This window comes from Bacillus sp. PK6-025 (genome assembly GCF_056530265.1).
This window is the reverse complement of the sequence record NZ_CP096509.1, coordinates 1,598,696-1,624,688: the sequence shown is the minus strand read 5'-3', so window position 1 is coordinate 1,624,688 and position 25,993 is coordinate 1,598,696. Positions and strand designations below refer to the sequence as shown.

The 25,993-nt window shown below is 46.5% G+C and carries 27 protein-coding genes; 9 read left to right on the top strand and 18 right to left on the bottom strand.

Annotation, left to right across the window (positions count from 1 at the left end; all coding sequences use genetic code 11):
* Positions 1–53: 53 nt before the first annotated feature.
* From pdhB to M1D67_RS08445, 3 genes are all read right to left on the bottom strand, one after another.
* Positions 54–1,031: a pyruvate dehydrogenase complex E1 component subunit beta gene (pdhB, locus tag M1D67_RS08455; protein WP_020451245.1), complete on the bottom strand. Its 978-nt coding sequence runs from the start codon at positions 1,029–1,031 to the stop codon at positions 54–56.
* A gap of 3 nt (positions 1,032–1,034) precedes the next feature.
* Positions 1,035–2,150, bottom strand: a complete 1,116-nt coding sequence (gene pdhA / locus M1D67_RS08450; protein WP_020451244.1) for a pyruvate dehydrogenase (acetyl-transferring) E1 component subunit alpha — start codon at positions 2,148–2,150, stop codon at positions 1,035–1,037.
* A gap of 397 nt (positions 2,151–2,547) precedes the next feature.
* Complete coding sequence (locus tag M1D67_RS08445; protein ID WP_026579775.1) at positions 2,548–3,216, bottom strand: YkyA family protein; 669 nt, start codon at positions 3,214–3,216, stop codon at positions 2,548–2,550.
* 257 nt (positions 3,217–3,473) lie between these two features.
* Between M1D67_RS08445 and M1D67_RS08440 the strand changes: the two genes are divergently transcribed.
* Together M1D67_RS08440 and def are read left to right on the top strand one after the other, a co-directional pair.
* Positions 3,474–3,605 (top strand): YjcZ family sporulation protein, encoded by a 132-nt coding sequence (locus tag M1D67_RS08440; RefSeq protein ID WP_003181399.1) that lies wholly within the window; start codon positions 3,474–3,476, stop codon positions 3,603–3,605.
* A 120-nt stretch (positions 3,606–3,725) separates the two neighbouring features.
* Positions 3,726–4,280: a peptide deformylase gene (gene def, locus M1D67_RS08435; protein ID WP_026579776.1), complete on the top strand. Its 555-nt coding sequence runs from the start codon at positions 3,726–3,728 to the stop codon at positions 4,278–4,280.
* 37 nt (positions 4,281–4,317) lie between these two features.
* Here def and M1D67_RS08430 read toward each other — a convergent pair whose 3' ends face one another.
* Entirely contained in the window at positions 4,318–5,094 is a 777-nt protein-coding gene (locus tag M1D67_RS08430; protein ID WP_026579777.1) for a Cof-type HAD-IIB family hydrolase, read from the bottom strand.
* A gap of 398 nt (positions 5,095–5,492) precedes the next feature.
* On the opposite strand from M1D67_RS08430, the gene M1D67_RS08425 reads away from it, so the two are divergent.
* On the top strand, positions 5,493–5,702 hold the full coding sequence (locus M1D67_RS08425) for a DNA-dependent RNA polymerase subunit epsilon (RefSeq protein ID WP_020451240.1): 210 nt from the start codon (positions 5,493–5,495) through the stop codon (positions 5,700–5,702).
* A 4-nt stretch (positions 5,703–5,706) separates the two neighbouring features.
* Positions 5,707–7,374, top strand: coding sequence for a ribonuclease J1 (rnjA, locus tag M1D67_RS08420; protein WP_020451239.1), 1,668 nt, complete (start codon positions 5,707–5,709; stop codon positions 7,372–7,374).
* Between the two features lie 47 nt (positions 7,375–7,421).
* On the opposite strand, the gene ade is transcribed toward rnjA, so the two are convergent.
* The 4 genes from ade to M1D67_RS08400 form a co-directional block, all read right to left on the bottom strand.
* Positions 7,422–9,143, bottom strand: coding sequence for an adenine deaminase (gene ade, locus M1D67_RS08415; RefSeq protein WP_023857279.1), 1,722 nt, complete (start codon positions 9,141–9,143; stop codon positions 7,422–7,424).
* A gap of 127 nt (positions 9,144–9,270) precedes the next feature.
* Positions 9,271–9,933 (bottom strand): potassium channel family protein, encoded by a 663-nt coding sequence (locus tag M1D67_RS08410; RefSeq protein WP_020451237.1) that lies wholly within the window; start codon positions 9,931–9,933, stop codon positions 9,271–9,273.
* Between the two features lie 63 nt (positions 9,934–9,996).
* Positions 9,997–11,334 carry an ATP-binding protein gene (locus tag M1D67_RS08405; RefSeq protein WP_020451236.1) on the bottom strand — a complete coding sequence of 446 codons (1,338 nt, stop codon included), beginning with the start codon at positions 11,332–11,334 and terminating at the stop codon, positions 9,997–9,999.
* 167 nt (positions 11,335–11,501) lie between these two features.
* A complete protein-coding gene (locus M1D67_RS08400) occupies positions 11,502–11,789 on the bottom strand; it encodes an AbrB/MazE/SpoVT family DNA-binding domain-containing protein (RefSeq protein ID WP_020451235.1) in 288 nt (95 codons plus the stop codon).
* A 305-nt stretch (positions 11,790–12,094) separates the two neighbouring features.
* Here M1D67_RS08400 and mreBH point away from each other — a divergent pair, with 305 nt between their 5' ends.
* The 3 genes from mreBH to M1D67_RS08385 all read left to right on the top strand — a co-directional run bounded on the left by mreBH (position 12,095) and on the right by M1D67_RS08385 (position 14,629).
* On the top strand, positions 12,095–13,102 hold the full coding sequence (gene mreBH / locus M1D67_RS08395; RefSeq protein ID WP_020451234.1) for a rod-share determining protein MreBH: 1,008 nt from the start codon (positions 12,095–12,097) through the stop codon (positions 13,100–13,102).
* Between the two features lie 73 nt (positions 13,103–13,175).
* On the top strand, positions 13,176–13,307 hold the full coding sequence (locus tag M1D67_RS08390) for a protein YkpC (protein ID WP_003181378.1): 132 nt from the start codon (positions 13,176–13,178) through the stop codon (positions 13,305–13,307).
* Positions 13,308–13,396: 89 nt separating this feature from the next.
* Positions 13,397–14,629, top strand: coding sequence for an aminopeptidase (locus M1D67_RS08385; protein WP_023857280.1), 1,233 nt, complete (start codon positions 13,397–13,399; stop codon positions 14,627–14,629).
* Positions 14,630–14,753: 124 nt separating this feature from the next.
* On the opposite strand, the gene M1D67_RS08380 is transcribed toward M1D67_RS08385, so the two are convergent.
* Positions 14,754–15,128 (bottom strand): YybH family protein, encoded by a 375-nt coding sequence (locus M1D67_RS08380; protein ID WP_020451232.1) that lies wholly within the window; start codon positions 15,126–15,128, stop codon positions 14,754–14,756.
* Between the two features lie 56 nt (positions 15,129–15,184).
* Positions 15,185–16,804 carry an ABC-F family ATP-binding cassette domain-containing protein gene (locus M1D67_RS08375; RefSeq protein WP_020451231.1) on the bottom strand — a complete coding sequence of 540 codons (1,620 nt, stop codon included), beginning with the start codon at positions 16,802–16,804 and terminating at the stop codon, positions 15,185–15,187.
* A 172-nt stretch (positions 16,805–16,976) separates the two neighbouring features.
* Between M1D67_RS08375 and M1D67_RS08370 the strand changes: the two genes are divergently transcribed.
* Positions 16,977–17,219 (top strand): hypothetical protein, encoded by a 243-nt coding sequence (locus M1D67_RS08370; RefSeq protein ID WP_020451230.1) that lies wholly within the window; start codon positions 16,977–16,979, stop codon positions 17,217–17,219.
* A gap of 12 nt (positions 17,220–17,231) precedes the next feature.
* Positions 17,232–17,501, top strand: coding sequence for a hypothetical protein (locus tag M1D67_RS08365; RefSeq protein WP_020451229.1), 270 nt, complete (start codon positions 17,232–17,234; stop codon positions 17,499–17,501).
* Between the two features lie 45 nt (positions 17,502–17,546).
* On the opposite strand, the gene lepB is transcribed toward M1D67_RS08365, so the two are convergent.
* The 8 genes from lepB to yknW form a co-directional block, all read right to left on the bottom strand.
* Positions 17,547–18,107, bottom strand: coding sequence for a signal peptidase I (gene lepB, locus M1D67_RS08360; RefSeq protein ID WP_020451228.1), 561 nt, complete (start codon positions 18,105–18,107; stop codon positions 17,547–17,549).
* A gap of 163 nt (positions 18,108–18,270) precedes the next feature.
* The gene (locus tag M1D67_RS08355) at positions 18,271–20,169 is read right to left on the bottom strand and encodes a PTS fructose transporter subunit IIABC (RefSeq protein WP_020451227.1); all 1,899 of its coding nucleotides are present in this window, start codon (positions 20,167–20,169) and stop codon (positions 18,271–18,273) included.
* Positions 20,170–20,182: 13 nt separating this feature from the next.
* Entirely contained in the window at positions 20,183–21,094 is a 912-nt protein-coding gene (gene pfkB, locus M1D67_RS08350; protein WP_020451226.1) for a 1-phosphofructokinase, read from the bottom strand.
* Positions 21,091–21,846, bottom strand: coding sequence for a DeoR/GlpR family DNA-binding transcription regulator (locus tag M1D67_RS08345; protein WP_020451225.1), 756 nt, complete (start codon positions 21,844–21,846; stop codon positions 21,091–21,093). The genes pfkB and M1D67_RS08345 overlap by 4 nt, the downstream gene beginning before the upstream one ends.
* Positions 21,847–22,244: 398 nt before the next feature.
* Positions 22,245–23,438, bottom strand: coding sequence for an ABC transporter permease (locus tag M1D67_RS08340; protein WP_105978953.1), 1,194 nt, complete (start codon positions 23,436–23,438; stop codon positions 22,245–22,247).
* Positions 23,435–24,127: an ABC transporter ATP-binding protein gene (locus tag M1D67_RS08335; protein ID WP_020451222.1), complete on the bottom strand. Its 693-nt coding sequence runs from the start codon at positions 24,125–24,127 to the stop codon at positions 23,435–23,437. Before M1D67_RS08335 ends, M1D67_RS08340 begins: the two co-directional genes overlap by 4 nt.
* Positions 24,124–25,260 carry an efflux RND transporter periplasmic adaptor subunit gene (locus tag M1D67_RS08330; RefSeq protein ID WP_075213220.1) on the bottom strand — a complete coding sequence of 379 codons (1,137 nt, stop codon included), beginning with the start codon at positions 25,258–25,260 and terminating at the stop codon, positions 24,124–24,126. Before M1D67_RS08330 ends, M1D67_RS08335 begins: the two co-directional genes overlap by 4 nt.
* The gene (gene yknW / locus M1D67_RS08325) at positions 25,261–25,956 is read right to left on the bottom strand and encodes a YknW family membrane protein (protein WP_020451220.1); all 696 of its coding nucleotides are present in this window, start codon (positions 25,954–25,956) and stop codon (positions 25,261–25,263) included. It lies immediately after the preceding gene.
* Between the last annotated feature and the right edge of the window lie 37 nt (positions 25,957–25,993).

The window sequence follows — 25,993 nt, the reverse complement described above, 5'->3', positions numbered from 1 at the left end:
TGCATGAAGGGAAAAAGGCTGGTATCAGCTTTTCCCTTATTGTTCAGATCTTATTAGAATTCCAATACTTTTTTCGCAGTTTCAAGCACGTCTTTATGGTTTGGAAGCCATACGCTTTCAGCTTGAGAGAATGCGAATACCGTATCAGGAGCAGTGACGCGAAGCACCGGAGCTTCGAGGCTCAAAATCGCGCGGTCGTTGATTTCGGCAACAACGTTTGCAGCCACTCCAGCCTGTTTTTGCGCCTCTTGAACGACGATCGCGCGGCCTGTTTTTTCCACAGATGCGATGATCGTGTCGATGTCAAGCGGGCTGACTGTGCGAAGGTCGACAACCTCAGCAGATACGCCTTCTTTTTCAAGCTCTTCCGCAGCTTTTAATGACTCGTGAACCATCGCTCCGTATGTGATGATTGAAAGGTCTGTTCCTTCGCGTTTCACATCGGCTTTGCCGATTTCAATTGTGTATTCCTCTTCAGGAACTTCCTGACGGAATGAACGGTAAAGTTTCATATGCTCAAGGAAGACAACCGGATCGTTATCGCGGATCGCGGAGATTAAAAGTCCTTTAGCATCGTACGGAGTTGAAGGAATGACGACTTTAAGTCCAGGCTGCTGTGCAACGAGTCCTTCCAAGCTGTCCGCGTGAAGTTCAGGCGTATGAACACCGCCGCCGAACGGAGAGCGGATTGTCACTGGTGAAGTCCAGCGGCCGCCGGAACGGTAGCGCATCCGTGCCATTTGTCCGGAAACTGAGTCCATCACTTCGTACACAAAGCCGAAAAATTGAATTTCCATTACAGGACGGAAGCCTTGTAAGCCTAAGCCGAGTGCAAGGCCGCCGATACCAGATTCAGCAAGAGGAGTGTCAAATACGCGATCCTCACCAAACTCTTTTTGCAATCCTTCAGTCGCACGGAACACGCCGCCGTTAACACCGACGTCTTCTCCGAAAACTAAGACATTTTCGTCATTTTTCAGTTCTGTGCGTAACGCATCAGTGATTGCTTGAATCATTGTCATTTGCGCCATGGCTTACTTCGACTCCTTCTCTTTATAAATTTCCTTTTGTTCTGCAAGGTTGTAAGGAAGCTCTTCATACATGATGTCGATCAGGTCGGTCACTTTTTGCTTCGGCTCTTCGTCAGCTTTTTTGATCGCCTGCTTGATTTCTTCTTTCGCTTCTTCAATTACCTTGCTTTCTTCTTCTTCAGACCAAAGGCCTTTGTTTTCCAAGAATTTGCGGAAACGGACAAGCGGATCTTTCTGCTCCCACTCATTCTCGATTTCTTTCGTACGGTATTTCGTCGGGTCGTCACCGGCCATAGTATGAGGACCGTAACGGAAGCAAAGCGTTTCGATCAGGGTAGGGCCTTCGCCGTTTACAGCGCGCTCGCGTGCTTCGCGTGTCGCAGCGTATACAGCAAGGGCATCCATGCCGTCTACTTGAACGCCGACGATACCTGCAGCCGCAGCTTTTTGTGCGATTGTTTGAGCTGCTGATTGCTTCTCAACAGGTGTAGAAATCGCATAGCGGTTGTTTTGAACAACGAAAATAGCTGGAGCTTTATACGCACCGGCAAAGTTGATGCCTTCGTAGAAGTCACCTTGGGAAGCACCGCCGTCTCCAGTATAAGTGATCGCCACAGCCTGTTTGCCGCGTTTTTTCAAGCCGAGTGCAACGCCAGCCGTCTGGATGTATTGCGCACCGATAATAATTTGCGGCGACAGCGCATTGACATCATCCGGCATTTGGTTGCCGCGGAAATGTCCGCGAGAGAACAAGAATGCTTGATAAAGCGGAAGTCCGTGCCAGATCAGCTGCGGAACATCACGGTAGCCCGGAAGAACAAAGTCTTCTTTTTCAAGCGCGAAATGCGTAGCAATTTGAGACGCTTCCTGACCAGCAGTCGGCGCGTAGAAGCCAAGGCGGCCTTGTCTGTTCAAAGAAATAGAACGCTGATCCAAAATGCGTGTATACACCATGCGGCGCATTAATTCTTTTAATTGATCATCAGATAGATCGGGCATTGCCGCTTCATTAACGACTTCGCCTTCTTCATTCAAAATTTGAAACGTTTCGAACTGCTTTTTAATGGCATCGAATTGCTTTTTGCTATCAACGATTGCTTTTTTCGTTTTTGCAGCCATATAAAGTCACCTCTTCCTTTCTTTTGACAGTCATAGACGTGTATCCCTTATACATACAGAATTAGGGTGTCCTAAATTGACGGGCGCAACTCATATTTATTTCTTATTAGCCGCTTTGATGGTTGTCGAAACTTTTATGTAAGGACAGCACAACGCGTTCTAAAACTGTATCATTTATAGTTTATGACAAACTAATACAACAAGTTCCACCAAGGCTAAGTTTACACCAGTCGATCATACTCGTCAATCGATTTCATTCCTGAAATTCAATAAATGTATTCGCTTTACTGAATTTCTGTTTCAGCGCTGTTCAGACTGTTTCAAACTGTTCTAGTATAGACAGCATTCTGTATTACAATAGCAATACAGATTTTGTCGAAAAAAGAGGGCTGAATATTCAGCCCTCTTTCATCTCAAATCCCGCAGCCTTGTAAAAATCTTTTCTGGCTTTGTTGTAATCCTTTGTATACTCATTGAAATGTTTGCTTTCTTTCAGCACTTTGTCATACGATTGATTGATTTTTTTCAGCTGTGCCTCAAGGTCATCCAGTTTAAGACCTTTGTTTTTGAGCAGCTTGTACAGCTCTTTGTCAAGGCCGATTGCGTTCTGATAGGCGTCATAAAGCGAGTCGTAGGCTTTGTAGCGCTTTTCCATAAAAGAAGCAGCGTTCTCAGCTTTTTTCCTGACCTTCTGGTCTTCGATTTTTTCCGCCGACGCTTTATTCGCTTCAAACTCCTGCTTTGCTTCGTCTATGCTTTCTTTCTCAGAATTCAAGTGCTTCTCGCGGTTTCCGGCTTTCTTGAGCGCTTTGTCGGAGAGCGCAGCGATTCGGTCAAAATCATCCATATTGAGCCTGATCATTTCCTCGTAAAGCTTAGATTCAGCTTTTTCCAGACTTTTAAGGGAACCCTGCTCTTGTTTAAAAGGCTCTTCCAATTCCACGATCTTCTCCAGCGAGCCGTGAAAAGACTCGACAGGATCTTTCCAGAGACAGCCTGATAGTACAAATGCTGCCATGAAAAGAACAACGATGCCTGCTGGCACCCGCATGTTTGAAAATTTCACTTCGAACTTCCCCCAATCTCGACAAATTCCACTATAAAATGAATTCGTTTGTTTGACAACAGAAGTCTAAAGCGTATGGACAAGCCGATATCAGATCGGTATGCCGCCGCCTTCGCTTTTAGACCAAAACATTCAGGGAAAATTCCTTGAAGTTGGGCATTCGACTATACAACCGTTGGACTTTTACATAATTTATATTAGACGCCATGCCTACCAAAAAGAAAAGGCTGGCGTAAAATAACGGAGGAGGTCTTCATATGTACGGTTATTGCTGCCCTGGATACGGGTACGGCGGCGGTTATGGATACGGCTACGGCCGCACATTCGCTTTGATCGTCGTTCTCTTTATTTTGCTGATTATTGTAGGGGCCGCTTATTTAGGCTGCTAGCCCCTGATGAATCCGTCATGACCAGCCTCCTTCGGCTGGTCATTTTATCATGCACAGAGATTGCGCGAAAAGAGCAAGATCCGCTATACTTTACATAATGAATCGTTGGGAGTGAAGATGTTGATCACAATGGAAAACATTGTCCGCGACGGACACCCCGCTTTAAGAACCGTCGCCGAAGAAGTTCAATTGCCAGCTAGCGAAGAAGAAATCAAACAGCTGAGCGACATGATCGAGTTTATCAAAAACAGCCAGGACCCTGAAATCGCTCAAAAGTACAACCTTCGTCCTGGTGTCGGCCTAGCCGCTCCGCAAATTAATATCAATAAACGAATGATCGCAGTTCATGCCGAAAATGAAGACGGGACACTTTACAGCTATGCGCTTTTCAATCCGAAGATCGTCAGCCACTCTGTTCAAAAATGCTATTTGACAAGCGGCGAGGGCTGCCTGTCCGTCGACGAACCGATTCCCGGATATGTTCCGCGCTATGAACGGATCCGGGTCAAAGGAACGACACTTGATGGCGAAAACGTCGACATCCGCTTAAAAGGATTTCCGGCAATCGTATTCCAGCATGAAATCGATCATTTAAACGGCATTATGTTTTACGACCATATCGACAAAGAAAACCCGCTGAAACAACCCGAAAACGCAACGCCTGTCGGCAGATAATGCACATAAAAAAACGGATCAGACAAGATCCGTTTTTTTATGGTTTCAAAAGCCCGAGGGCTTCTACCGCGTATTGAATGCCGTCTTCATCGACGGGCTTTGTGACAAAGTCGGCTATTTTTTTCAGCTCAGGCACAGCGTTGCCCATCGCCACTCCGGTTCCCGCAAACTCGATCATCTGCAGGTCGTTCAGACCGTCTCCAAACGCGTAAGTATCCTCTCTGTCGAACGGAAGCTTTTCAATGACTTTTTTGATTCCTTCCGCTTTCGAACCGCCAGAAGGCAGCACATCTGTGGAGCGCTCGTGCCAGCGGACGAGATCAAACTCCTGAAACCGGCTGTACCGCTCTTCCTCGTCTTGCGTACAGAACAAGAGGACCTGAAAAATGTCCCTACCTTTAAAATAGGCGCGGTCCTCTTCCGGCGGATTGACTTTTAAGCTGCCGATTCCTTCGTGGACGAACGGATGGCCGGCAGATGTAGTGCGCATCCCCTCTTCTCCCATGAAGACGAGGGGATGGCCGCAGCTGTCGGAATGCGCAAGCAGCGCTTCCAGTGACTGTTCGGCAATGGGGTTTTTATAAATGACCTCTCCTTCAAAAACGACATATTGTCCGTTATAAGAGACAAAAGAATCGATGCCCAATTCTTCAAGCACAGGCCTGACCATAAACGGCGCCCGGCCTGATGCGATGAAAACATGATGGCCGTGCGCTTTTAAATCGGAGACAGCCTGTTTCGCAGTGTCGGGAATCCGTTTATCATGATCATAAATCGTTCCGTCGATATCAAAGAAAATCAGCTTTTTATCCATGGCAGTGAATCCTTCTCCCTTAGCTAGTATGATTGATGGTTCTCCTGTACCATCATACAAAAACTGCGTACGCGAGAAAACCTTTTCACTCCAAAATCAAAACAAAATCAACATGCCAATAATATCCATGTAACAATAGACGGATTCATCATATAATAGAACTAAAGAGATACGGTAGTGACCGGACAAGTCAGAGAAAGGAGGAATCCGTATGCTACGCCGACTGCGGAAAAAATTAAAAAAACAGCTGAATGGCATGATGCGCAGAAAGTCGATTGCCTAAAAGGACCTTCACTCATGTGGAAGAGTCCTTTTTTTCTCAAGCGCTTTTCTTATGAGGCAATTTCGAATATAATAGAAAGATGAGTCTAACAATCGGCAGTTAAGGAGAGATTTGGATGATCTATAAGGTATTTTATCAAGCAAGCAATGACGAAGTACCTGTTCGTGAAAAAACAGATTCAATTTTTGTGGAAGCTCAATCTGAACGTGAAGTCAGATCTAAATTAAAACAATACAACTACAATATTGAGTTTATACAGCAAGTTGAAGACGCTTTTTTAGAATATGAAAAGCAAAGCGAAAATTTTAAAGTATTGGAGTTATGAATGAATGAAATTTGTAAAAAATGATCAAACGGCTGTATTTGCCCTTGGAGGACTTGGGGAAATCGGCAAAAACACGTACGGGGTCCAGTTTCAGGACGAGATCGTGCTCATCGATGCGGGGATTAAGTTTCCGGAAGACGAGCTCCTCGGAATCGACTATGTCATCCCCGACTACACTTATTTAGTCAAAAACGAAGAAAAAATCAAAGGTCTTTTTATTACGCACGGCCACGAAGACCATATCGGCGGAATTCCGTACCTGCTCAAACAGGTGAACATTCCCGTTTACGGCGGACAGCTCGCCATCGGCCTTCTCAGAAAGAAGCTTGAAGAGCACGGTCTGCTGCGTCAAACAAAGCTTCATATCATTGAAGAAGACGATATCGTCAAATTCAGAAAAACGTCGGTTTCTTTTTTCAGGACGACCCACAGCATTCCGGACTCATACGGGATTGTCGTAAAAACACCGCAAGGAAACATCGTACATACCGGTGACTTTAAATTCGATTTTACACCGGTAGGCGAACCTGCCAACTTGACCAAGATGGCCGAAATCGGAAAAGAAGGCGTGCTTTGCCTGCTTTCTGACAGCACCAACAGTGAAATCCCTGATTTCACGATGTCAGAGCGCAAAGTCGGAGAAAGCATTGATGATATTTTCCGAAAAGTCGAAGGCCGGATCATCTTCGCAACCTTCGCGTCAAACATCCACCGCCTGCAGCAGGTGATCGAAGCAGCTGTTGCAAACGGACGGAAGGTTGCCGTATTTGGACGAAGCATGGAGTCGGCGATTGAAATCGGCCAAACGCTCGGGTATATTAAGTGTCCGAAAAATACGTTTGTTGAAGCGAATGAAATCAATAGGCTTCCTGCCGGCAAAGTGACGATTCTTTGTACCGGAAGCCAAGGTGAACCGATGGCTGCGCTATCCCGAATTGCTAACGGCACACACCGGCAAATTTCCATCATTCCTGGGGATACGGTCGTATTTTCATCATCTCCGATCCCGGGCAATACAATCAGCGTTAGTCGCACAATTAACCAGCTTTACCGGGCGGGCGCCGATGTCATCCACGGAGCTGTGACTAACATTCATACATCAGGACATGGCGGACAGGAAGAGCAAAAGCTGATGCTCCGCCTCATCAAGCCAAAGTTTTTCATGCCGATTCACGGTGAATACAGAATGCAGAAAATGCACGTCAAACTTGCGACAGACTGCGGAATTCCTGAGGAAAACTGCTTTATTATGGACAACGGCGAAGTGCTTGCTTTGACAAGCGAAGAAGCCTCAGTCGCAGGTAAAATCCCGTCAGGCAATGTCTATATTGACGGAAGCGGCATCGGCGACATCGGGAACATCGTGCTTCGCGACCGCCGGATTCTTTCTGAAGAAGGGCTTGTCATTGTCGTTGTCAGCATCAACATGAAAGAGTTCAAAGTGTCTGCAGGACCTGACTTAATTTCCAGAGGATTTGTCTACATGAGAGAATCCGGTGATTTAATCAACGATGCCCAGGACCTGATTGCAGGACACCTTAAAAAAGTGATGGAACGCAAAACGACGCAGTGGTCTGAAATTAAGAACGAGATCACAGACACGCTCGCTCCGTTCCTCTACGAAAAAACAAAACGCCGCCCGATGATCCTTCCGATTATTATGGAAGTCTAATCGCGGCTTGAGCAAAAAAACGGATGCACCGGTGTGCATCCGTTTTTTTATGGTTGAATCGGGATATGCCTAAACGCTTTAACATCAAACAAGCCTTCTGTCGTCATTTTAATGTCGGGGATAACAGGAAGCGCTAAAAAAGAAAGCGTCAGAAAAGGATTAAACGCTCCTGAAAATCCTGTCTCCGTTAATGCTGCATGAAGAGATTTTAAGCTTTCGTTTACCGTCTCAAGCGGTTTGTCCGACAAGAGGCCGGCAATCGGCAGAGCGACGGATTGAAGCTCCTTCCCTCCTTTTGCAATGGTGAGGCCTCCCCCGATTTCTCCGAGACGTTCAACCGCTTTTAAGATGTCTTGATCATTTGTACCGACAGCGATTAAATTGTGGGAATCATGAGAAATCGTTGTCGCGATGGCGCCTTCTTTTAGACCGAATCCCCTGACAACGCCGAGTCCGATTCCTTTAACGCCGCGATGGCGCTCAATCACTGCAATTTTCAACAGATCGCTTTCCAGATCCGGCTGAAAAAAAGCGCCGCTTTTCGGCTTGGCCAGGGACAGCTTTGTTTCAAGCTGATTGGGGATAATGTCAATGACCCTGATTTCACTCCCTTGAACGATCGGAATTTCCAGATCATCCTCATGTAAATCAGGGAGATGGACAGATTGGAGCAGAGCAGGTGCCGCTTTGCCGTCCGTCCATTCGCTTTGTTCTGCCCCGCTCCAGATCACGCCGTTGATCATCGTCTTTGAAATGCTGACGTTCTCAAAATCGCTGATGAAAAGGAGGTCTGCGTCATAACCCGGGGCAACCGCTCCCTTCGTCTTTAACCCGAAGCATTCCGCTGCATTGAGGCTGCCCATTTGATATGCGAGAAACGGGTCAAGTCCCTCTTGAATGGCAAGCTTGACCTGATGGTTAATGCTTCCTTCATCGACCAGTTCATCCAAATGCTTATCATCCGTACAGAAAAAGAAGCGTCTCGCATTTTTCTCATTAACCGCAGGCAAAACATGACGTGTATTCTTTGCCGCAGAGCCTTCTCTCAGCATGACGTACATTCCTCTTCTGACCCGTTCAAGCGCCTCTTCAGGTGTCGTGACCTCATGGTCTGTCAGCACGCCCGCCGCTCTGTAGACATTGACGAACCCGGCTGACAAGCCGGCCAGATGTCCGTCGATCCGCTTGTCCGCTTTATGGGCATCCATGAGTTTTTGCACCATATCCGGCTCTCCCGCTTCAACGGCCACATAGTCCATCACTTCCGCAAGCCCGAGCACCTCTTCGCGGCTGTAAAAAGGATGTAAATCCGCAGCGTTCAAAACCGCACCCGATTTTTCAAATGGTGCCGCAGGCACACAAGAAGGGAGCATAAAACGAATGTTCAGCCTTGTCATCTTAGCCTGCTCCAACATGAACTCAAGACCCCTCACTCCTGAGACATTCGCGATTTCATGGGGATCGGTGACAACGGTTGTTACACCGTGGGGAATCACCGCTTTGGCAAATTCGGGCGGCGTCACCATTGAAGACTCAATGTGGACATGACCGTCGATAAAACCGGGAACGATCATTTGTCCTTCTGCGTCAATGGTATTCTCCCCCTCATAATCGCCCAAACCGACGATGGCCCCGTCTGTGATAGCTATGTCTGTCTTCAACCATTCCTGATTAAAAACATCCATGATCTTTCCGTTTTTAATTACAGTATCCGCTTTTTTGCGATGACTGGCGGCGCCAAGCCGGTGAATGAACATCTCATTGTCCAAAGATATATGTCCCCTCTCATTTTTATATGGATATGGTTCAATATCGTAGCCGAATCGTTTGAAACAGTCAATGAAAAGATCAAAAAAACCGCGGGCAGTGGGGTTCCCGCGGCTGATCGATGGCATTTTAATGTTGAAAAACTTTTTTTTCAAATCTCTCAATGTCAGGATTTGAGCCGATGACGATTAAAATATCGTCTTTTTGAATCTCTTCGGTGGCAAGCGGAGATACGATGACTTCTTTCCCCCGCTTGATCGCGACAATATTAATTCCGTATCTGGCCCGGATATCAAGGTCAAGCAGCGTATTTCCGGCCAGTTTGCCGTTCGCTGCGATTTCGACAAGGCTGTGCTCATCAGAAAGTTCAAGATAATCAAGCACATTGTTGGAGACGATGTTGTGGGCGATTCTTTTTCCCATTTCACGCTCCGGATGAACGATCCGGTCCGCTCCGATTTTGGATAATACTTTTTCGTGATAATCGTTTTGAGCTTTGACGGTAATCATTTTCACACCAAGCTCTTTCAAAATCAGCGTTGTCAAAATGCTCGCTTGAATGTTCTCCCCGATCGCTACAATGACGTGGTCAAAATTGCGCAGTCCAAGGTTTTTCAGCACTGATTCGTCTGTAGTGTCTCCTATCACAGCATGTGAGGCAATTTTGGCGTATTCGTTTACGCGATCTTCATCTCTGTCGATCGCCATTACCTCAAGCCCTTCTTCACTCAATGCTTTACAAATGCTGCCGCCGAACCGGCCGAGTCCAATTACTGCAAATTCTTTTTTCATCGGTAATTCCTCCATGGGTCAATCTGAACAAATTCTATCATATGAAGTGGAATTTTTCCTCTTTTATTTTATCGTTGCGCGGCTGCAGCATCCTTGCTGAATATCGTTCTCTTCGGATGCCGCCCCTTTGTCGATCGGAAGCAGGATGTGGAATGTGCTTCCCTCGCCCAATTCGCTGTCGATTTTCATTTCTCCGTTGTGAGCGCCGATAATATTCAGGCAAATCGTCAGCCCAAGACCCGTCCCTTCTTCTTTCGTTGAGAAGAAAGGCTCCCCGAGCTTTGCCAAATCGGCTTGGGAAATGCCGCCCCCTTCGTCTTTGATGCTGATTTTCACATAGTCACCTTCAACCTCCGAGGAGATCGTGATTTTTCCGCCGTCAGGCATCGCTTCTATCCCGTTTTTTATTAAATTGATGAATACCTGTTTGATTTGATTTTCATCGCCGTTTATTTCCCACTCCTCCCCGTGCTGAAACGCTTTTTCGATCTTAATGTGGGAAAGCACGGCGTTGGTCTCAAGAAGCGTTGCCACCTGCTGAAGAACCGAATTGATGTTGATCTTTTTAAATTGAACCTGGTGCGGTTTGGCCAGTACAAGCAGTTCGCCGAGCACGGAATCGATTCGTTTAATCTCTGAGAAAATAATGTCAAAGTAATCTTTCCGGTCGGGATATTCCGCTTTCATCAGCTGCAAAAATCCGTTTACCGATGTCAGCGGGTTCCTGACTTCGTGAGCGATTCCCGCGGCGAGCTGCCCGGCCATCGCCAGCTTCTGAGACTGCATAGCAAGCCGCTGATTCGATTTGAACAATTCCATCTCCGCTTTTTTCCGTTCCGTCACATCAGTCAGCGTCCCCAAGCTGCTCGTAAATTGACCGTTTTTATAATAAAGTTTATAGTGAACTTCGCCCCAGAACTTGCTTCCGTCTTTGCGATGGTAGAGCACCTCGATCCTGCCTTCAGGCTCCTTGTTCTTCAGCTGGGCGATCAGGTGATTCGAGATCCGTTCTTCATGGTCAAAGTAATCGTTGTACATCGTTCCAAGACTCTCTTCAACACTGTATCCGGTCAACGTTGTCCACGCCTGATTCAAAAATGTAATGTATCCTATCCGGTCCGTCTGAAAGACGATTTCCTGAAGGTTATCCATGATGCGGTTGGTTTCTGAAGAAAGCTCTTTATATTTCTTTTCGCTCTCCTTCAGTTTATAGACAAGCTGATTGGACTCATCGATATAAAGCGTGAGCCACCAAACGCTGATTAATGTCACCAGTGTAAACAGCAGATCAACCGTCCAATTGATTTTATTTCCCAACACCCCATAGAATAAAAAATTCCAAAACATGATAAAAGTCATTGCCAGCACGGTTGCAATGATTCGTCCTTGATATCTTTTCATACCCCCACCTGCCACTTGTATTTCTCAGTCAATTGTAACATTCTTTACACCACATTTGAGAGGATTGTTCGAAGTATTTATCGTCTCTATGGCTGAATTTTTCAGTGACGGCGGTTTTATCTTCTGCCGACGCAAGAAAAAGCCCTTCTGATGAAGGGCTTCAAATCTTATGCTTTCACTTCGTTTAAGGCAGCTTTTATTTCTTCCAAAAGCAATTCGGCCCCCTCAGGACTCAGCGTAATTTTCCCGTTTCCGTACTCGCGGTTTTCAGAAGTGATTTCACCGGTCATCAGGCACACACCGTGCGGTTTATATTTTTTCAGGACAATTTTATCTTGGTCGACAAAGAATTCGATGCTGTCCTTGATCGAAATATCCAAAGCTCTTCTCAATTCAATCGGCATCACGATCCGGCCGAGTTCGTCTACTTTTCTCACAACTCCAATTGCTTTCAAAACTTTCGCCTACTTCCTCTTTTGTTTCTATTTTTCTAAGATATTGTCTTAGCATAACGATAGACGAATGAAGACTGAAAAAGGTTTCCCTTATTGAACGTTTCTTTGACAAAAATTCGGTCATAAAAATGAATATTTTTCTCATCATGTCAATATGAGGACAGCATTTTACAGATTGGTTTCAAACTCGTCACAAACCCCCAAAAATCGCCGATCATTTGAGAAAATTTAAATGAAATTCATTTTTTCAGCACGAAGAAAATTTCGTTTTTCGGAAAAATTTTAAATAGAGATTGGGTGAAAACATGTTTCAAACAACCGAGATCGGAATTGATCTAGGCACAGCTAACATATTGGTTTACAGCAAAAACAAAGGAATCATTTTAAATGAGCCTTCCGTTGTCGCCGTGGATACGGAAACAAAGAGCGTATTGGCGGTCGGAACAGAAGCCAAAAACATGATCGGAAAGACACCGGGAAAAATCGTCGCGGTCAGACCGATGAAAGACGGAGTCATCGCCGATTATGACATGACGACAGACCTCTTGAAGCAGATTATGAAAAAAGCCGGAAAGAACATCGGCTTTACTTTCAGAAAGCCGAGCGTCGTCGTCTGCACGCCATCCGGTTCAACCGCGGTTGAACGGCGTGCGATCAGCGATGCTGTCAAAAACTGCGGAGCCAAGCAAGTCCATTTGATTGAGGAGCCTGTCGCTGCCGCCATCGGCGCAGACCTGCCTGTCGATGAACCTGTCGCAAACGTTGTCGTCGATATCGGCGGCGGCACGACAGAAGTGGCGATCATTTCATTCGGAGGCGTAGTCTCATGCCACTCGATCCGGATCGGCGGCGACCAGCTTGATGAAGACATCGTGTCATTCGTCAGAAAAAAATACAACCTGCTGATCGGTGAACGGACGGCCGAAGAAGTCAAGATTGAGATCGGCTACGCATTGATTGACCATGAGACGAAAACGATGGAAGTCAGAGGGCGCGACCTTGTCACAGGCCTGCCGAAAACGATTACCCTGGAATCAATAGAGATTCAGAAGGCGATGCGCGAATCGCTCCTTCATATTATCGAAGCCATCAGAGCGACGCTTGAAGACTGTCCTCCCGAGCTGAGCGGAGACATTGTCGACCGGGGCGTGATTTTAACCGGAGGAGGCGCGCTATTGAACGGCATCAAAGAATGGCTATCACAGGAAATCGTTGTGCCCGTGCATGTTGCTGCAAATCCGCTCGAGTCTGTCGCCATCGGAACGGGCCGCTCTCTTGAAGTGATCGATAAATTGCAAAAAGCGGCTAAATAATTTTTGTTTTCGCGTCTTTTTTCCCTGCTTCTTTCATATCGTGAGGAATGGAGAAACGATAAGGAGGAAGAACATGCTTAGAGATATGGGAAGACGCCTGGCCATCACCGTTATTTTAAGCGGTATTATTCTCGGGGGGATGAGCATCTCCCTTGCAAACATGCCAAGCTCGCCCCCCGGCCAAACGGCCAAAATCAACCGTTAAAAAAGATGCAGCCTTACCGGGCTGCGTCTTTTTTTCTTTTCAATCAAATATTTGATATGATGTTATGGACAATAAAGGAGGTTTTGCCAATGAATTCGTTTACTGATAAACTGAGCAAATATGCGAAGCTTGTAGCCGAAGTCGGTGTAAACGTTCAAAAAGGACAGAAAGTCGTTATCAACGCGTCAACAGAAGTACGCGATTTTGCACGGCTCCTCGTCAAAAGCGCCTATCAAATAGGGGCAAAAAACGTAACGGTCCGCTGGCAGGATGATGAGGTGACAAGGCTGAAATATGAGCTGGCCCCAGCGGAAGCCTTTGAAGAATTCCCTGAGTGGGAAGCGAAAGGTCTGGAGACGCTCGCTAAGGAAGGCGCCGCTTTTATTTCCATTGTCTCTTCAAGCCCTGATCTTTTGAAAGGCATCGATTCCAAAAAAATCGCGACCCAGCAAAAAGCCGCCGGAAAGGCGATGCATACATACAGGCAAATGATTCAATCGGATAAAGTCAGCTGGACTGTCGTCGCAGCACCTTCACCGGCCTGGGCCAAAAAAGTATTCCCTGACGCAGATGAAAAGACAGCGATGCAAAAGCTGTGGAATGAGATCTTCAAAACGACCCGCGTCGACCGTGAAGATCCTGTCCAGGCGTGGAAAGACCACGATCAAACTTTGCGCGATAAAGTAAGCGTCTTAAACGACAAGCATTACCAAGCCCTTCATTACCAAGCAAAAGGAACAGATTTGACGATCGAGCTTCCTGAGAAGCACCTGTGGGTCGGCGCCGGAAGCACTAACGAAAACGGCATCGAGTTCATGGCCAATATGCCGACAGAAGAAGTATTCACCGCTCCGAAAAAAGACGGAGTGAACGGCACTGTTTCAAGCACAAAGCCGTTAAGCTACGGCGGCAATCTGATCGACGGCTTTCAGCTGACATTTGAAAACGGACGGATCACCGATGTCAAAGCTGAACAAGGTGAAGAGATTTTAAAAGAGCTGATCGAAACGGATGAGGGTTCACACTACTTAGGCGAAATTGCGCTCGTTGCCCACGATTCGCCGATTTCCAAGTCCAATATTCTGTTTTACAACACGCTGTTTGACGAAAACGCCTCAAACCACCTCGCAATCGGCAGTGCGTACGCATTCAACATCGAAGGCGGAAAGCAGATGTCGCGCGAAGAGCTGGCGAAAGAAGGATTAAACGAAAGCATTACACATGTTGACTTCATGATCGGTTCAGGAGAAATGAATATAGACGGAATCACAGCAGACGGAAAAAGAGAGCCGATTTTCAGAAACGGCAACTGGGCGATCTAAAGCCTTCCGCACAAAAGGACCTCAGAAGTTTTCTGAGGTCCTTTTATATCATTTCCGCATGCTGCCAGCCTTTCTAACTTCCGTACATAGATGGAGCTATAAAGCCGTCCAATGCCCCGCCTCCTCATGATTTGGGCAAACTGCTTAAATGTTCATGCTTCAGCTTCCAGCTTCCTGACTCGTCCTTTACAAATACGTTTGTCGCACGGCCTGCCCCTTGAACCGGTTCACCCCTAAAAAACCCTTTCCATTCGTATGTATAAAGACAGACGGCCTGTTCGTCCGTTTCCGTGATCCAACTGATATGACTGGCGCTGTATACTTCGTTTTCGATTTGCTTCCAGGCGTTTTCAAAATAACGCTGAATTTCCTTAACGCCCGAGCACGTTTCATCCGAGAACCAGTACACAGCGTCGGGATGAAGGAGCTTTTTGACATTCTCAAACTCATGTGTGTTTGTTGCTTGAATATATTGCTCAAGAGCCTTGCGGCATGACACGGCAACCATCTCCCTTTTTATAAAAAAACCCGCTTTTTAAGGCGGGTTTTCTATCATTACGCGTAAAGTTCAGCAAGCTTGTCCTGAACCGCTTTGTCTTCCAAAAATTCATCATAGCTCATCTGTTTATCGACGATTCCGTTTGGCGTGATTTCGATGATCCGGTTGGCAATTGTTTGGACAAACTGATGGTCATGAGATGTAAACAGCATAGCGCCTTTAAAGCTGATTAAACCGTTATTCAGCGCTGTAATGGATTCGAGATCCAAATGGTTGGTCGGCTCATCAAGCATCAGCACATTGGCGCCGGACAGCATCATTTTGGACAGCATGCAGCGGACTTTCTCTCCCCCTGACAAAACGCTTGCTTTTTTCAGCACTTCTTCCCCGGAGAACAGCATCCGGCCCAAAAATCCGCGCAGGAAGCTTTCGCTTTGGTCATGCGGCGAAAATTGGCGGAGCCAGTCGACAAGGTTTAAATCGCTGTTTTCAAAATACTCGCTGTTGTCTTTCGGGAAAAACGCCTGGGATGTTGTGACGCCCCATTTAAACGATCCGCTGTCAGGCTCCATTTCCCCGGCAAGGATTTTAAAGAGCACAGTAGCGGCAAGCTCATTCCGGCCTGTAAAGGCGATTTTATCTTCTTTATTCATCATAAAGCTGACCGAGTCAAGCACCTTGACACCGTCAATCGTTTTCGACAGGTCTGTGACAACAAGCACATCGTTTCCAATTTCGCGTTCAGGTGTGAAATGTACGTACGGATACTTGCGCGATGAAGGCTTAATATCGTCAAGCGTAATTTTTTCAAGCAGTTTTTTTCTTGATGTCGCCTGCTTCGATTTTGAGGCGTTGGCGCTGAATCTGGCAACGAACTCCTGGAGCTGTTTGATCTGCTCTTCTTTTTTCTTATTGGCTTCCTGATTCATTTTAAGCGCAAGCTGGCTTGATTCATACCAGAAATCATAGTTTCCGACATAAATTTGAATTTTGTTAAAATCCAGGTCGGCGATATGCGTACATACTTTATTCAAAAAGTGGCGGTCATGCGATACGACGATAACCGTATTCTCAAAATTGATTAAAAACTCTTCAAGCCACTGGATCGCCTGAATATCCAAGTGGTTGGTCGGCTCATCGAGAAGAAGGACGTCAGGCTTTCCGAACAGGGCCTGTGCAAGGAGGACCTTCACCTTTTCGGAACCGCCCAAATCCGCCATTTTCTTCGTATGCAGTTCTTCAGCAATGCCGAGGCCTTTTAACAAAATCGCAGCTTCCCCTTCGGCTTCCCAGCCGTTCAGCTCGGCGAATTCGCCCTCAAGCTCTGCGGCGCGGATTCCGTCTTCATCTGAAAAATCGGGTTTCATGTAAATCGCGTCTTTTTCCTGCATGACTTCATAAAGGCGTTTATGCCCCATGATCACGACTTTCAGCACTTCATGCTCTTCATACTCAAAGTGGTTCTGCTTCAGGACGGCAAGGCGTTCGCCCGGGCTCATATGAACCTCGCCCGTCTGAGGCTCGATTTCACCTGATAATATTTTCAAAAAAGTGGACTTTCCGGCGCCGTTTGCTCCGATCAATCCGTAGCAGTTACCCGGCGTAAACTTAATATTTACATCTTCAAACAGCTTCCGGTCCGCAAACCGCAAGCTGACATTTTGAACAGCTATCATTTAAAATCCTCCATCTATACTTCATTAAAAAGAGTATAACACGAAAATTCCGCAAGAGAAATGCTTTGCTTTTTTACGATAAAGTTTTAAAGAAAAATATATCAAAAAAACACTTGTTCACACTTTCTTTGTGACAATATGTTACAATTATTGAAGAATGGGGGAAGGAATAATGAAATTAAAAGATGATCCTGATATCATCAGGTGGATCAATTCAAGGCCGCGCCAAGCGCTTTTCGTGTCAGTGGCCATGGTGATTTCTACGATGTCTATCGGGCTTTTCAAAGGGTTTGATATGTGGACCTCGGACTTTTTGATATTTTCCTGTCTGCTGATCGGCTTCGGCCTCCTTGTGGGATGGCTGCAAAAGATATATTATAAAAAGGTGATATTTGAAGAAAACTCGGATCGTTAGACGGAGGAAGACATGAAGCTTATCACTTTGACGGAATACTGCATGTTTATTTTTTTCGCAGGGGTTTATCTTGCCGTAACCGGCTTTACAGCACGGGATGTGGGCCTTTACATCGGGATTGCCATGATTTACGTGTTCGTTCATATCGCGGCGAAACGAATGCTGTCAAAAAGGGGAAAAGAAGCCGCGGAAATCAGAATCTTATACAGCGTTCTTCTGATTATGGCCTCTGTGTTCGTTACCGTACTGTTTATCGCAGTACTGGCATCATTATCCGCATAAATCAAGCAAAAATGCCTGATTGTCCAAATGGACATCAGGCATTTTTCAGTCTGTTTTTCGGATTTCGTTGAACGGGAAAAACACAAATTGTGAAGTCCCGGCCACTCGTTTTTTATCGATCAGTCCGAGTCCGTTCCGGCTGTCCATCGATCTCTGGCGATTGTCTCCCATCACGAAATACTTGCCTTCCGGAACCTTCACAGGGCCGAAATCGCCCGTCAGTTTGACGCCGACTGCTTCCGCCTCTTTTCTGTTTTCCGAAAGATACGGCTCAGACACCTTTTTCCCGTTTATGTACAGCGTGTCGTCTTTCATTTGCACGGTATCTCCCGGCAGGCCGATCAAGCGCTTCACATAATGGACATTTTTTTCATCGCCGTCGATAATGACGATATCTCCCCGCTTAAATTCGCCTACGTATTTAACCGTTTTATAGACGAACAGCCGCTCTCCGTCGTGCAGCGTCGGATCCATTGATGTACCTTCGACTAAATACGGTTCGAATAAAAATGCCCTGATCAATAACGCCAGAACGACTGCGATAATAATGGCTTTTACCCATTCAAAGAGAGAGTTTTTATTTTGGGTGGATTTTTCTTCAGTCAAAACGCTTCCTCCTAAAAACAGTCTGTCACAGCATACATGCAAAATAAAGCTTTCCTATACTTTATCACAAGTTCCTGCCGAATACATAATTCCCGCGTTCACTTCCGGCAAAAACGGTAAAAAAGAAAGTGCCACACAGGGATTACTGTGGCACTTTCAGCACTTATTTTTCAGTTGGAACCGGCTTTTTCAAGATGCCGAGAATGAGAGCCGTCACAACCGCACCAATCAAGATACTGAGGAGATACAGCAGCGCATGGTTCGTCGTAAAGAAGAGAACGAATATTCCGCCATGCGGCGCTTGCAGTGTGACATGGAAAAATTGAGACAAACCTCCGGCAACTGCTGATCCGATGATAGAAGCAGGAATGACGCGCGCCGGATCGGCTGCCGCAAAAGGAATCGCACCTTCAGTAATAAATGACAAGCCCATCACGTAGTTGGTAATTCCGGCTTCGCGATCCCGTTTTGAAAATTTATTTTTAAAGAAAGTCGTTGCAAGGGCAATTCCAAGCGGAGGCACCATACCGCCCGCCATGATCGCTGCGTGAGGTCCAAAGTTTCCAGCTTCAATCATCGCGATACCAAATGTGAAGGCCGCTTTGTTGATCGGACCGCCCATATCAATCGCCATCATACCGCCTAAAACAATACCCATTACAACAAGGTTTCCTGTTCCAAGACCTTCAAGCCAATGTGTCATGCCATCCATAATATACTTGACAGGCGTATTGACAACATAATGCATGATGATTCCGGTCAAGAATATTCCAAACAACGGATAAAGAAGGACAGGTTTTAACCCGTCAAGCACTTGCGGCAGACCAGCGAACACTTTTTTCAATAGGACAACAATATAACCAGCCAAGAAACCGGCAATCAGTCCGCCTAAGAAACCGGCGCCGGCTTGCGTCGCCATGAAACCTCCGACCATACCAGGCGCAAACCCCGGACGATCCGCGATGCTCATCGCGATAAATCCTGCCAATACAGCGACAATTAATCCAAGTGCTTGAGTTCCGCCTATAGTATTTAATACAGCTGCAAACTCATTATAAGTGGGATCTCCCGGTTTGGTCGCGTTAATTCCCCAGAAGAATGAAACCGCAACTAAGATCCCGCCCCCGACGACGAATGGCAGCATGTTGCTGACACCGCTCATCAAGTGTTTGTAGAAACCGCCGCCTTTTCCTTTGGCAGCTCCGTCTTCAGAAGCAGATGCAGATGCACCGCCGCCTTTACCCTGATAGATAGGCGCGTCTTGTTTCAGCGCCTGCTCAATCAGCTCTTTCGGACGTCTGATTCCTGCTGTTACAGGTACTTCAATGACATGTTTGCCTTGAAAGCGATCCATTTCAACCTGCTTATCGGCGGCGACGATGATCGCAACCGCATCTTCGATTTCCTGCGCTGTCAGACCATTTTTAATACCGCTTGAACCGTTCGTTTCAACTTTGATATCAACGCCGAGCTCTTTCGCCTTTTCTTTCAAAGCATCGGCAGCCATGAACGTGTGGGCGATCCCTGTCGGACATGCTGTAACCGCAAGGATTTTTCCTTTTGCTGATGGTGCAGATGCTTCTTCGGCCTGCTCTTCTTCTTCATCATCTTTATCATGCTGATTGATGATGTCGATGATTTCGTCTTCGGATGAAGCTTCAAGCAGCTGTTTGCGAATCTCTTCCCTCATAAGCAAAGTCGACAGTCTTGACAATGCTTCCAAGTGAGTGTTATTCGCGCCGTCTGTAGCAGCGATCATGAAAACGAGATGGCTTGGCTGGCCGTCAAGGGATTCATAATCGACGCCGTCTTTTGAACGGCCGAACGCGATCGCAGGCTCTTTAACGCTTGCCGTTTTCGCATGAGGGATGGCAATGCCTTCGCCGATACCGGTGGAACTTTGTTTCTCACGGTTGATCACGGCTTCTTTGTAGCCTTCTTTATCATTCAACTTGCCCGCCTGATCCAAAACGCTGACGAGTTCTTCGATAACGTTTTCTTTCTGGCTGCTCTCAAGGTTTAACTTGATCGTATGCTTCGTTAGTAGCTCTGTTATTTTCATAACCTTTCCTCCTTTAAATCGCTTTGACTTGAACTTCCGGAAGCAGCTTGTGAACGAGCTCTTCCGTTCCCAGCTCCTCTGAAAAGGCGGTTGCGCTTCCTGACGCGACACCTAAGCGAAAAGCTTCTTTGATGTCGAGCTGTTTTTCAATGCCTGCGAGAAAGCCTGCAACCACTGAATCTCCGGCGCCGACTGAGTTCACGAGCTTTCCTTTAGGTACGTTGGCATGGTAGACGCCGTCTTTTGTAAATAAAAGTGCGCCTTCCCCAGCCATGGAAACGATCGCGTTTTCGGCCCCGCGTTCAACGAGTTTCTTACCGTAAGGCACCGCTTCTTCCGCTGAAGTGATGGTTGTTCCAAACATTTCACCGAGCTCGTGATGGTTCGGTTTCATTAAAAGCGGCTTCATTTCTGCTGCTTTTAGGAGTGCCTCACCCGAAATATCAACGACAACCCGGACATTTTGCTCTTCACACTTTTCTGCAATCTTTTCATAGGTGTCCTGCGGCAATGAAGAAGGAATGCTGCCAGCCAATACGACAATGTCCCCTTCTTTCATCGCTGAAAACTGGTCTAAAAAGGCCGCGAAATCTTCTTGGCTGATGACGGGCCCCTGCCCGTTGATTTCCGTCTCATCCCCGGTCTTCAATTTGACATTGATGCGCGTGTCTCCATTCACCTCATGAAAAGCCGTTTCAAGCTTCTCTTCTTCGAGAAATGATTTGATGTACCCCCCGGTAAAACCGCCGATAAAACCGAGAACTTTAGAAGGTACATGGTGTCTGTTCAGTACGCGTGAGACATTGATTCCTTTGCCTCCGGGATATTTCGTGTCATAGACTGAACGATTCAGCCCGCCTACGGAAAATTCTTCAACGTGAACAATATAGTCGACCGATGGGTTGAGAGTTACAGTGTATATCATGTTTTCACTACCTTTACGACAGTTTTTTCTTGATAGTTATCAAATGAATGTTTTGCAGATCCTGCTGTAATGATAGTTGCTTCGTCTAAACCGGCAAAGGCAGAAAATGAAATTTCCCCAAACTTGGAAACGTCAGCTAAAATAAATGCTTTTTTCGCCTGGTTGACAGCTTTTGTTTTCAAAAGCGCTTCTTCAGGATCCGGAGTCGTAAATCCCGCTTCTTTATGAATGCCATTGACACCGATGAAGCTTTTGTCAAACCGGTATTGGCTGATGGCTGATAAAGCCGAACCGCCCACGATTGCTCCGGTTTTATACTTCACATACCCGCCTAATAAATAAAAAGTAATGCCTTTTTTACCTAATGCCTCAATGTGCATGACTCCATTTGTGACCACGATAATATCCATCTCCGGATCGATAAAATCGATCATTTGCAATGTGGTCGTTCCGGCATCAAGGTAGATACAATCGCCTTCTTCAAGAAGTGAGGCCGCTTCTTGAGCGATTTTTCTCTTTTCATGAAGGTTTTTGGATGATTTCTCTAGCATGTCAGGCTCTGTACGAATATCGGAAAGCCTCGATGCCCCTCCATGAACACGCTTTAAATATCCGCGGGCTTCCAGCGTCGACAAATCTCTTCTGATCGTTGACTCAGATGCGTTCGTTAAATTCATTAAGTACTGGATTTTCACGACATCATGCTTTTCAATCTCGTCAATAATCAACTGATGCCGTTCGGGAGTCAACACATTATCACCCCTTTTGGAAACGCCTTCATTTAGCTTACAATTACATTGTAAACGCTTTTTCGACATAACTCAACAAAAATCTTTCAAATTCATTCAATAACCATCAAAATCTTTCACATTTTAACATATTATCGTGATATGTACCGTTTGTAAACTGTATAAACTATAAAAATCCGCAAAAATATGTGACATTATTATTATCTATTCCTTCAAACACCATTCAGAAAAACCTCATGCTCGCCGCATGAGGTTTTACAATAATGCATCAGCCTAATGAACGTTCTAAAAATACTTGCCATAAGCCTAATAAATAAGACAACAACAGCATCATAATAAATATGACGAAAACGCCGATCCAAGCCGCCCGTACGCTTATCGGCTGACGGCTATATGCCGCTTTACTCATACCTCAATGCATCAATCGGATGAAGGCGGGCCGCTTTATTGGCCGGGATGAGGCCAAAGATAACCCCGATCGCCATGCTGAACAGGACGCCTCCGAGGACCACCTGCCAGGAAACGAGCGGCGGCCAACCGGCAAAAAACGAAACTAGGGCGGCTCCGCCGTATCCGAGGCCGATGCCAAACACCCCGCCAATCAGCGTGATCAAAGACGATTCTATTAAAAATTGCATCAAAATCTGGCCTCTTGTTGCACCAAGCGATTTTCGAATCCCGATTTCCCTCGTCCGTTCCGTGACCGACACCAGCATAATATTCATGACGCCGATCCCGCCAACGAGTAAAGATATGCCTGCAATTGAGCCGATGAACATCGTCATAATTGTTGTAATCTGGCTGATCCCGGCCGCTATGGCCTCCATGTTCATCACTTCGTACGAGTCCGTGGTGCCGTGATTGTTGTTGACGGCCGCGGCAGCCTGCTTTCCGACGGCTTGCAGATGGTCGGCAGATTCAGCTTGAACGGAGACAGAGTCATAGTCGCTGATGCCGAAGGACGATTTTAACATTGAAAACGGAACATACATCTCATTCATCCCCAACGCAAGCAGCCCGGTTTCTTCTTTTAATACGCCGATGATTTCAACGGGCTGGCCATTGATCCATACGACGCGGCCGAGAGGCGACTGCTGAGAAAAAAGTTCCTCCGCAAGTTTCGGCGAGACGACGGCGACCCTGCTTCCGGCATTGTAATCCTCTTCTGAAAACTCCCTTCCCTTTTCGATTTCCATCGAGTTGATGCTGATATATCCGTCATTAATGCCGTTTACAGCGGCATCCGTTTTTTCATCCCGGAAGCGGACATTCATAGACTCGGTAGTTTTCGCAACGACATGCTTCACACCTTCGAGTGACTTTAAACTTCTGATGTCTTCTTCGGTGAAGCCGGCGTCTAAATAGGCGTTGGGATTGGCCGTTAATTCTTCATTGCTGGGCTGATAATAGATTTCGACCGTGTTGCCGGGCCCGCTGATCGTCTGCTTGAGCATCTGCTCTCCTCCTTGCCCCGCTGCAACAACGACAATAACAGAGCCTACACCGATAATGATTCCGAGCATTGTTAAAATCGAGCGCAGTTTATGGGAAAGGATGGAACTTAACGCCATTCTCAAGTTTTCGATGAGATTCATTGCACCGTCCCCCTCCGCTCTGTTTCCGGCGAGACGATCACACCGTCCCTCACCATGATGATCCGGCTTGTATAATCTGCAATCTCCGGTTCGTGGGTGACGAGCACCACCGTCGTTCCTTCCTCATTCAATTCGGTGAATTGCTCCATGATGTCCCGGCTTGTTTTCGTATCGAGCGCTCCGGTCGGTTCATCGGCCAATATCAGCTTCGGTTCATTGACGATCGCTCTTGCGATGGCTACACGCTGTTTTTGGCCGCCGGAAAGCTCGTTCGGCAAATGGCGCATTCTGTCCTTGAGCCCGACTTTTTCAAGCGCCCGTTCGGCCCGCTCCCGCCGCTCTTTTCTTGGAATGCCGGAGTAGATCATCGGAAGCTCCACATTCTTTATGGCATTCAGTCTCGGCAGAAGCTGAAACTGCTGAAAAACAAAACCGATTAAACGGTTTCTGACGCCGGCAAGCTCCCTTTCACCATATGATGAAATATCCTCGCCGTCCAGCCTGTAAATACCCGATGTCGGGCGGTCAAGACAGCCGATAATGTTCATGATTGTCGATTTTCCAGAACCGGAAGGCCCCATGATGGACAGATATTCACCCGGCTCAATTTTCATATTGATCTCCCTGAGAACATCAATGGTTTCCCCTCCGATTTGGTAGCTTTTTTTCACGCGGGAAAGCTCAATCATTGAAGCTTCACTTCCGTTCCGCTTTTCATGTCCTCGGCCGGGTTTGCGATAACCCGATCATTGTTCGTCAGACCGCCGGTAATTTCAACGACGCCATCTGCTTTCTCGCCGGTTTTGACATTGATCCGTTTCGCCTTTCCGTCTCTGACGGCATACACGTATGATTGATCATCATCCTGCTTGACGGCATCTTCAGGAAGAGCCTGAATGGTTCTTTTGTCCGTCTGGATTTTGAGAATCATATTGAAGCCGGGCTTTGCTTTAGGACGCTCCCCTTTTATTTTGACTTCAAACGGATATTGAACAGCTTGTTCCTTTCCTCCCGCAGCACCTGCAGACGCCTCTTCTTCGGGAACCAATCCGACTTGAGAGATTCTGCCCCGCCACTCTTTATTTTGGATGACATCCGACGTGATGGTCACGTTCTGTCCCTTTTTCACTTTCAATGTGTCATACTCTGACAACACGCCTTTAACGACAAGCTTGTCCTCGTTACCTATATGTATAACCGGCTTTTGAATATCCGATTGCTTTAAGGCGGCTTGTTTATCAGCGGTGATCACTGTCCCGTCAATGCCGCTTTTTACTTGCAGCGCTGCAGATTTTTTCGCGAGCGTTTCCTTTTGCAGGTCGGCTTGTTTCAGCTCAAGCTGAAGCGATTTTTCTTCCATTTCAAGCTGGGACCGTTCGTCATCCATTTGCCTTTTGGCTTTTTCCGCTCCCAGCTCAGCCTTCAGCTCGTCTTCCTTGCTTTTTAGACTGCTGATTTTTCGCTTTACCTGTTCAAGCTGGAGTTCCTTCGATTGAATGGATAAAGCATTCTGTTCTTTTTCCAGGCGAATTTCTTCGTTCGTATAGGTGAAAAGCACATCTCCTTTTTTCACCTTGTCGCCTTCTTTTACTTTGATGTCGGCAATTTTCCCTTTTTCGGGTTCAAAATATTCGTATTGTTCGTTGGCAAACTTTAGGGCGCCCGGAACCATGACTTCAGAAGAAATCTCTTTCTCTTCCAATTTGACGGTTTGGACCGCTGTTTCAGCCCCTCCGCCCGTTTGCACCGAGCGGTAGAGGTTGAGTCCGATAAAAAGCGCAGCAGCCCCAACAATGATAATGCCGATCCATATTTTTTTCATTTACATTGCTCCTTCAAATGTATCGAAGAAATTCCTCGCGATTCCGCCTGTTAAAGCGAGCAAAATGGAGATCACAAATAAAATGATCACACCGGTCCAAGCCGCTTTTTTGGAGATGCCCCCAACCTTTTGGAGACCCAGTGCAACCAGTGCGAGCGACCAGATGGTGAAAATATCAAATACACCCAATACCGATTTGAGCGGCTCGTCTGCCGGGATGATGCTGCTTAAAGACGTGATGGCGATCGTGGGATCAATATTTGAATAATAGATCACAAGCCCGCCTATGAATTGCCCGATAGCCGCAATAAAATATGTAAAAACAGACAGCGAAAACATGTGAACAAAATTGGTTGTTCCTCTTCCGATTTTGACAATCAGCCAATAGATTAAAGCGCTGATCAGCAAGGCAATCACAAAGCCGATGATCCCGCCGATGATCCCGCCGATGATCCCGATTCTCTTCATAGTGGCTTCAAATGTTTCATCATCTCCCGGCATTTCCGACAAATCGGTAGATAACACCGTTTTTTCGCTGAGCATATACGCGCCGGTAACCGACAATAATAAAACAATAACAAGCGGAAACCAGACAGCCGGCTTTTCTCTCATTCTCTCAAACTGTTCTCCGGGATGGGTAATCAATCCGAACAATGACGGATTTTTTACTTTTTCAGTTTCTAAATGCGTTTCCATATGTATCCCCCTTAAAAAATGAATTACCAGTTTATAC

What these genes read in the sequence shown, in the direction of transcription:
- M1D67_RS08410 (WP_020451237.1), bottom strand. Translation starts at nt 9,933, where the DNA reads ATGAAAAAAGAATTTGCAGTAATTGGACTCGGCCGGTTCGGCGGCAGC.
- M1D67_RS08440 (WP_003181399.1), top strand. Translation starts at nt 3,474, where the DNA reads ATGTACGGTTATTGCTGCCCTGGATACGGGTACGGCGGCGGTTATGGA.
- pdhB (WP_020451245.1), bottom strand. Translation starts at nt 1,031, where the DNA reads ATGGCGCAAATGACAATGATTCAAGCAATCACTGATGCGTTACGCACA.
- pdhA (WP_020451244.1), bottom strand. Translation starts at nt 2,150, where the DNA reads ATGGCTGCAAAAACGAAAAAAGCAATCGTTGATAGCAAAAAGCAATTC.
- M1D67_RS08430 (WP_026579777.1), bottom strand. Translation starts at nt 5,094, where the DNA reads ATGGATAAAAAGCTGATTTTCTTTGATATCGACGGAACGATTTATGAT.
- M1D67_RS08385 (WP_023857280.1), top strand. Translation starts at nt 13,397, where the DNA reads ATGAATTCGTTTACTGATAAACTGAGCAAATATGCGAAGCTTGTAGCC.
- mreBH (WP_020451234.1), top strand. Translation starts at nt 12,095, where the DNA reads ATGTTTCAAACAACCGAGATCGGAATTGATCTAGGCACAGCTAACATA.
- M1D67_RS08340 (WP_105978953.1), bottom strand. Translation starts at nt 23,438, where the DNA reads ATGAATCTCATCGAAAACTTGAGAATGGCGTTAAGTTCCATCCTTTCC.
- rnjA (WP_020451239.1), top strand. Translation starts at nt 5,707, where the DNA reads ATGAAATTTGTAAAAAATGATCAAACGGCTGTATTTGCCCTTGGAGGA.
- M1D67_RS08405 (WP_020451236.1), bottom strand. Translation starts at nt 11,334, where the DNA reads ATGAAAAGATATCAAGGACGAATCATTGCAACCGTGCTGGCAATGACT.
- yknW (WP_020451220.1), bottom strand. Translation starts at nt 25,956, where the DNA reads ATGGAAACGCATTTAGAAACTGAAAAAGTAAAAAATCCGTCATTGTTC.
- M1D67_RS08390 (WP_003181378.1), top strand. Translation starts at nt 13,176, where the DNA reads ATGCTTAGAGATATGGGAAGACGCCTGGCCATCACCGTTATTTTAAGC.
- pfkB (WP_020451226.1), bottom strand. Translation starts at nt 21,094, where the DNA reads ATGATATACACTGTAACTCTCAACCCATCGGTCGACTATATTGTTCAC.
- M1D67_RS08335 (WP_020451222.1), bottom strand. Translation starts at nt 24,127, where the DNA reads ATGATTGAGCTTTCCCGCGTGAAAAAAAGCTACCAAATCGGAGGGGAA.
- M1D67_RS08425 (WP_020451240.1), top strand. Translation starts at nt 5,493, where the DNA reads ATGATCTATAAGGTATTTTATCAAGCAAGCAATGACGAAGTACCTGTT.
- M1D67_RS08330 (WP_075213220.1), bottom strand. Translation starts at nt 25,260, where the DNA reads ATGAAAAAAATATGGATCGGCATTATCATTGTTGGGGCTGCTGCGCTT.
- M1D67_RS08365 (WP_020451229.1), top strand. Translation starts at nt 17,232, where the DNA reads ATGAAGCTTATCACTTTGACGGAATACTGCATGTTTATTTTTTTCGCA.
- M1D67_RS08370 (WP_020451230.1), top strand. Translation starts at nt 16,977, where the DNA reads ATGAAATTAAAAGATGATCCTGATATCATCAGGTGGATCAATTCAAGG.
- M1D67_RS08355 (WP_020451227.1), bottom strand. Translation starts at nt 20,169, where the DNA reads ATGAAAATAACAGAGCTACTAACGAAGCATACGATCAAGTTAAACCTT.
- M1D67_RS08375 (WP_020451231.1), bottom strand. Translation starts at nt 16,804, where the DNA reads ATGATAGCTGTTCAAAATGTCAGCTTGCGGTTTGCGGACCGGAAGCTG.